Annotated in this window: 8 protein-coding genes and 1 pseudogene; 6 read left to right on the forward strand and 3 right to left on the reverse strand. The window is 70.4% G+C overall.

Annotated features, from left to right (window positions below):
* The 5 genes from BME24068_RS34660 to BME24068_RS34680 form a co-directional block, all read left to right on the forward strand.
* On the forward strand, positions 1 to 410 hold a 410-nt coding region (locus tag BME24068_RS34660; protein WP_174928795.1), incomplete at its 5' end, for a hypothetical protein.
* A 209-nt stretch (positions 411 to 619) separates the two neighbouring features.
* Positions 620 to 1,711 (forward strand): secretion protein, encoded by a 1,092-nt coding sequence (locus BME24068_RS34665; RefSeq protein WP_174928796.1) that lies wholly within the window; start codon positions 620 to 622, stop codon positions 1,709 to 1,711.
* Between the two features lie 31 nt (positions 1,712 to 1,742).
* Positions 1,743 to 1,973 carry a type III secretion protein gene (locus tag BME24068_RS34670; RefSeq protein WP_096498614.1) on the forward strand — a complete coding sequence of 77 codons (231 nt, stop codon included), beginning with the start codon at positions 1,743 to 1,745 and terminating at the stop codon, positions 1,971 to 1,973.
* A gap of 100 nt (positions 1,974 to 2,073) precedes the next feature.
* Positions 2,074 to 2,277 carry a hypothetical protein gene (locus BME24068_RS34675; RefSeq protein WP_096498616.1) on the forward strand — a complete coding sequence of 68 codons (204 nt, stop codon included), beginning with the start codon at positions 2,074 to 2,076 and terminating at the stop codon, positions 2,275 to 2,277.
* A 128-nt stretch (positions 2,278 to 2,405) separates the two neighbouring features.
* Positions 2,406 to 2,861, forward strand: a complete 456-nt coding sequence (locus tag BME24068_RS34680) for a CesT family type III secretion system chaperone (RefSeq protein WP_096498618.1) — start codon at positions 2,406 to 2,408, stop codon at positions 2,859 to 2,861.
* A gap of 61 nt (positions 2,862 to 2,922) precedes the next feature.
* Here the strand turns inward: BME24068_RS34680 and BME24068_RS34685 are convergent, their stop codons facing one another.
* The gene (locus tag BME24068_RS34685; RefSeq protein WP_174928797.1) at positions 2,923 to 3,777 is read right to left on the reverse strand and encodes a methionyl-tRNA formyltransferase; all 855 of its coding nucleotides are present in this window, start codon (positions 3,775 to 3,777) and stop codon (positions 2,923 to 2,925) included.
* A gap of 220 nt (positions 3,778 to 3,997) precedes the next feature.
* Between BME24068_RS34685 and BME24068_RS34690 the strand changes: the two genes are divergently transcribed.
* A complete protein-coding gene (locus tag BME24068_RS34690) occupies positions 3,998 to 4,612 on the forward strand; it encodes a GNAT family N-acetyltransferase (protein ID WP_174928798.1) in 615 nt (204 codons plus the stop codon).
* Between the two features lie 30 nt (positions 4,613 to 4,642).
* Here the strand turns inward: BME24068_RS34690 and BME24068_RS34695 are convergent, their stop codons facing one another.
* Positions 4,643 to 5,083 carry an outer membrane protein assembly factor BamE gene (locus BME24068_RS34695; protein WP_174928799.1) on the reverse strand — a complete coding sequence of 147 codons (441 nt, stop codon included), beginning with the start codon at positions 5,081 to 5,083 and terminating at the stop codon, positions 4,643 to 4,645.
* Between the two features lie 49 nt (positions 5,084 to 5,132).
* Positions 5,133 to 6,290: pseudogene (locus tag BME24068_RS34700) on the reverse strand (hypothetical protein); the annotation flags it as partial.

Genomic DNA, 6,290 nt, shown 5'->3' on the forward strand with positions numbered 1-6,290 from the left:
AGCCGGCGGCGGCGATCGCACGGCCACCGGCGCCGGTGCTGCCCGCGCCCGACCGCGACCTCGATCCGCACGCGCTGCGCGACGCATGCGCGCGCGAGCTGCTCGCGCTGCAAAGCGAGCTGGCCGCGCAGCCGGGCGCCGGCGTCGCCGCGCGCGTGCATGCATGGTCGGCGCGCTGGCTGGGCATGCAGCGCGACGGCGTCGCGCTGCCCGAGGCCGATATCGAGAAGCTGCGCGCGCATCCGGCTCCGCGCCGCGACGTGGCGGGCGGCGCCCCGCCGCTGCCGGGCGCGGCACGCGACTTCAACCTGCTGGCCGGGCTGTTGCTGCGCCAGTTCGACCGCCCGCGCACCGCCCGCCAGTGCGAGTGCGCGCTGGATACGCTGCGCGCGCTGCGCCGCACGCCGTAGCGCGGCGTCGCCATGCGAATGCTTCGTTCGAAACGCGAAGTCTTCGCATCCGGGGCCGGCCGCTCGGGTTTAGCCTCTACATTGACAGCGTGACGGACGATCTTCGCCCGTCGCGCACGTACCGCGAATTCGGCATACGGACCTGATATCGATTGAACGCCTTGCTCATGAAACAGCTACGGATACTGACGGGATTCCACGCGGGAGCGATGTTGCAGCTCACGCCGGGTCAGCATCGGGTTCATGGCGGCGCCGATGCGGACATCCGGCTGACCGACTGGACCGGCGCCGACGTGACGCTCGACGTCGATCCGTCGGGCGTCGTCCGCGCATCGACGCGCGTCGACGTGCCGGCCGGCGAGCCGGCGCAGGCCGACGGCGCGGCAACCGCGACGGCGATCGAGGACGAAACGGTGATCCTGGTCGATTTCGTGCCGATGCGCTTCGGCGAGACGATCCTGTGCGTGGGCCCCGACGATACGCCATGGCCATCGGATCTCGACCTGCTGTCGACGTTGCTGACCCGCCCGGCCGATGCGCAGGCCGACGCCGAACGGCGCACGCGGCGCCGCTATTACGGCGCGCTCGTCGCATGCGTCGCGGTCGGCATCGTCGCCGGCACCGTCGTGCTGCTGACCACCGCGCCCGACAGCGAGGCCGCGCTGCGGCACGGCGCCGACTACCGGACGATGCGCATCCAGGACGCACTGGCGGCGGCCCACATGACCGAGCTGCAAGTGCGTACGGTCGGTGACACCAGCGTCGTGACGGGCATGGTCGCGAACCTGTCCGACGATCAGCTGGTGCGCTCGACGCTGGCGAAGATCGCGTCGAAGGACATCGTCCGGAGCTATGACGTCGCGCAGAACGCGGTCCACAGCATCGAGGATTCGCTCGGCATCGCCGGCGTGCGCGTGAAGTATCTCGGCAACGGCGCGTTCGCGATCACGGGCACCGTCGACAGCAAGGCCGCGCTCGACAAGGCCGTCACGCGCGTGCGTGCGGACCTCGATTCGAACATCCGGCGGCTCGACGTGCAGGTGGACGAGCACCCCGGCCAGGCAGCAGCGCCGGCCGCCGGGCAGTATTCGGAGATCGTGTCGTCGGACTCGGTGCAGTACACGCAGACGCCCGACGGCATCAAGCATATCTACATGACGGAGGCGCCGGCGGATCCGGCGCCGGCGTCGGGCGTGCCGGTCGCTTCGGGCGCCGACGTGCCCTCCGTCGACGGCAGCACGATCGCGCGCAGCGCCGAGCAGGTGCACGCGGCGCCCCGTCCGGCTGCACCGGACTCCTGAAATTTCATCGACCTCGACCAGGACCAGCGACATGTACGAGCCCATCACGCCTTACGCCAAGCAGTTCGACAACCTTTCCGCGCTCGTCAGGGATCCGGCCGCCGCGCCGACGATCGAGAAGATCCAGCGCGCGCTCGTGGAGGTCGCCGAAAACATCAACAACGCCGCACCCGGCTCCGACACCGACAACCGCAACCGCGCGACGCTGTATCGCGGGCTGCTGGCGGCATCGCGCGTGATCCACCAGATCCGGCAAGCCTGACGGCATTCGCTTCCGTTCTGTTCCGTTGCGGCCACCGTCGCGCGAGAACGGTTTATTGCAGTACCGCAGTTCCTTTCGTCATTTCTCAAGGAGAAACAACATGGCAGGCGCATTGGCAGGTGCAGGTGCAGCAGTCAGCAGCATCGAACAATCCACGGCAGCACAGACCGCGATCACGCAAGCGAGCTCGGCGGCAGCCACCGCCCAGGCATCGAACAACGCACAGCTGAATGCGGCGACGGCGGCAGCCAACGCCACCAATTCGGCAACGGGTTCGCTCAAGGACATCGCGAAGAACCAGTAACGCGATCCGCACGCCGTCTTGCGGCTCCTTCGTCGGCGCAACGGGCCGGCCCGGGCGGGTTTCCGTCCTGCCGGCACCGTTGCGCCGGCCCCTTCCGCTCATCCCCGCTTCCGCCCTTCTTCACGCTCATGAGCGATCCTCGCTACCTCGAACTCGTCGCCCAGTTCTGTGCGGTCGTCGGCCTCCACGATGTCGAATACGTGCAGGAAACGGGGTCGGTCGAGGTCGAAGGCTTCGAGGTGCGCCTCGAGCACGTCGAACGAGACGAACACGCGCTCTACGCGAACTTTCATTTCGGCACCGTCACGGCGGGCCGCACGCTGCACATCTTCCGGTTGATGCTGGAAGCCAACCTGCTGATCTATGCGCAGGACCAGGCCCAGCTCGGCATCGACGCCGACACCGGTTCCATCGTCCTGATCCTGCGGCTGCCGTTCGAGCCGGACTTCACCGGCGCCGATCTCGCGGACCTGCTGGCGCACTATGCCGAGCACGGTCGCTACTGGCGGCAGAACATCATCGAGTCGAGCGACGAGATGTTCGAAGGCATCGCGTCCGGCGAATTCTTCTGGCTGCGGGCGTGACCCCGTGACGCGCCGATTCGCGTCGCACACGCGCGCCGCGTCCCGCCCCTCGCCGCTTGAATCATGGCCCGATATCGGCGCGCTGGGCCAGGCTCAGCGCGCTCCATTCGAGCAGCGCGACGAACCCGTCCGGCACCGCGACGACGGTCCAGCGGCGATACGCATGCGCGATCGCGCCCGGCGCAAACGCATGCCGCTCGCGCCAGCCGACCGCGCGCCGCACGTAGAGCACGCTGCCGCCGACGTGGGCGATGCACTCGTGCAGCCCGTTGGCCCGCACGCACGTCATCACGTCGTCCACCGGCCGCGTGAAATCGAGCGTGCGGTCGGCATCGGCCGGCTTCGGCCAGTGGCTGCCGCCCGTTTGCGGCATGCGCGCGGCCCACAGCGCGTCGAAGCCGTGCGCGACCTGCCGCGCCAGCCGGCAGCCGGCCATCTGCACCTTGAGCTGCAGGCTTTCGTGGCATTCGTCGGCGGCGAGCGCGAAGCGTTCCTGCGCGAGGATCTCGCCGGTGTCGAACGCGGGCGCGATCCGGTGGCAGGTCACGCCCCACTCGCGGTGGCCGTCGCGGATCGCGCGCAGCAGCGGATACGGGCCGCGCGCGTCGGGCAGCGGCGACGGATGGAAATTGATCGCGTGCCGCACGTACGGTGTCCAGTCCGGTATCCGCCAGCCGTAGCCGGCGACGACGAGCACGTCGCAGTCGAGCGCGCGCAGCGCGTGCAGCGCGGCCTCGTCGATCCGCGACAGTTGCAGCGGCAGGCCGTGACGCGTCGCGTACGACACGATCTCCGCATTCGAATTCACCTGGCCGTCGGTGACGAAGCTGAACAGCGACACCGGCTTCCATCCGGCGCTCGCGAACGTCTCGAGCATGCCGTGGAACAGGTCGAATCCTGCGAAAGCGAAGCGCATGCGATCTCTCCATCGGGGAACGGCGGCCACGCGGCGCCGCGCATCCGCCAGCATGTCATGCCGCGCCCGCGCGCTCGCGCGGCGCGGCGAATCCGCCGACGCCTGTGCGAAGAAATTCCGTGACGCGTTTGCCGGTTCGCGCATTCACGCCGCGCCGCACGCGGTCAGGCACACTGACAAGACCGATCGATGACGAGCGATCATCATGCGATTCCCCCCGTTGACTCCTTTCGAAACCGAATGGCTGATTCTCCGTCCGCTGGTGCCCGACGATGCCGCCGCGCTCTTCGAGCAGATGCTGGGCGACGCGGAAACGATGAAGTACCTGCCGATCCTGCGCCACGGGGATCTCGCGCAAACCCATGCGTATATCGCCGAAGCGCGCCGTGGCTGGCGCGACGGGACACTGATCCGCTATGCATGCGAATGCCGCGCCACCGGGCAACTCGCGGCGGTGATCGAACTCACGCCCGATCTGCCGTGCGTGCGTCTGTCGGTCATGATCGCGAAGCGCGGCGGCACGCGACGGCGGCGCGCATGCCTGATGGCGCTGCAGGAACTGCTCGGCTGGCTGCTCGCGCAGCGCGGCGTGCAGCGGATCTACGCGCATTGCGTGACCGGCGGCCCGGCCGGCGACTGCATCGAACGTCTGGGTTTTCGTTGCGAGGCGCTGCTGAAGCGCCATGAACCGCAGCCGAATCGCGAACTGCCGATGGCCGATTGCCACCTGTACGTGCTGACCCGGCACGCCTCTCCATCCGCGCCGGCGCCCGACGCCGGCACCTGGCTGCGCGAACTGCTCCGCGATTCGACCGGCGGCAACGCGTGGCTGTGACGCACGCTGCCGGGCCGGTGGCGCCGCGCACTACCGGGCCGGCAGCTCGACCGGCGACGTCGACACCGCCGGCGCGCCCGGCGTGACGTAATCCGCGCAACCCGGATTCCGCCAGTAAGTTGCCCGCACCAACCGGCGTTCGTCGAATTGCACCTGGTACTGGCACGTCACGAAGGCGTTGCCGGGTCCGGTCCGGAACCGGATCAGGTAGTTCCACGCACGTACGCCGAACGTCCCCTCGCTGAAATGCGGTTCGTGGATCAGCAGATACACCTGGTTCTCGGTGATCCCCGGCACGATCTGCCGCAGCACGCGCGGGTTCACGATGGTGCCGTCGGACACCCAGGCCGCGCCCGGATCGGGGAACACCGGCGCGCCGTTCGCCGCGGACTGCGACGTCGCGCTGCAGCCCGCGAGCAGCATGCCGCCCAGCAGCGCGATCGCCGCGCCGTGCATCGTGTCGATTCTCATGTCGAAGCTGGAAATCTCGAAAGTGGAGGAAGAAGGAAGCGGTGCACGCTCAAACGCCGCGCCGCGTGCATCCCGCTCGGCAATACCAGCGGCAGCGCAGGCTGCGGCGATGCGGGCAGCCGTGCGCCGGCGCGCGCGCGCGCCGCTCGTCCAGCCATTCGCGCGCCTGCACCGCGAACCGCACGACGCTGACTACACCCGCGGCTTCGTTGCCCGATGCCACCGACGACGGGTCGTTCGTGTCTGCGCCGACGCCGGTATCGATGTCGTCCGGCGCATCGGACGACCGGCCGTGCCGGGCGATCCATCCGCGTTCGGCGAGGCCGGCTTCGAGCGCGCGCACGCCGGGGAGCGCGGCGCCGCGCTCGGCCAGCGTGCGTCCCGCGGCAGACGCGAGCGTGCCGGCACGGCGGGCCGTCGCGCTCGCGTAGCGGCCGGCCGTGCCCGCTGCATTGGCGATGACGTCCCGCGTCGAGCGAGCCGGCGACGCAACGGCGCTCCCTCGCTGGCCGGCCGGTATCGGCGACGCGCTCGGCGGGCGCGTCGTGGTGGCGATCGTCGTGGTCGTCACTGCCGGCGTGGCGGTCGGAGCCGGCGATGCTGCATCGCGCGACATGGGCGCGGCATTCGCCGCGGAGGCGTCGGCGGTTCGGGCACCCGCGGGGAGATCCGCGGGCACGGTCATGCCGGCGAAGGCGCGTGTATCGGCCCGTGTATCGGCCCATGTGTCGGCCAGTGCTGGGTCCGAAGGCGCGCGCATCGTGCCATCGGCACCGACGTCGCCGCCCTGCACGCCTTCTCCCGGGCTGGCTGCAAACGGGTTCTCCTGCGCCCCGGCCAATGCCGGCGCATTGCCGGCGCCGGGCGCACGAAGCGCCCCGGGCAACGGGGCCGGCACGAGCGGCAGCGCATCGTCGGCTGCGGCAGTCGCGGCCGGCTCCGGCTCGGCCGTCGCACCGCCCTCGTCGCGCAGGATGCCCGACGTGGCGTCGTCGCCGGTCGACCCGTTGCCGGTGAGCCCCGGCAGCAGGCCCGTCGTCGTAGCCGGCCCCGCGCCCGATGAGGTGAACGCCGAGAGCCCGGCCACGCCGCCGCGCCCGCTCGCCGCACCCGACACGGTGCGCGACAGCGCCGTACCGGTGCCCGCCGCCGTGCCCGCGGGCCCGCCCGGTTGCGGCCCGCCGCCGGCGGCGCCCTTCAGCTCCGC

It is taken from the genome of Burkholderia anthina (assembly GCF_902498995.1).
Classification (GTDB): domain Bacteria; phylum Pseudomonadota; class Gammaproteobacteria; order Burkholderiales; family Burkholderiaceae; genus Burkholderia; species Burkholderia anthina.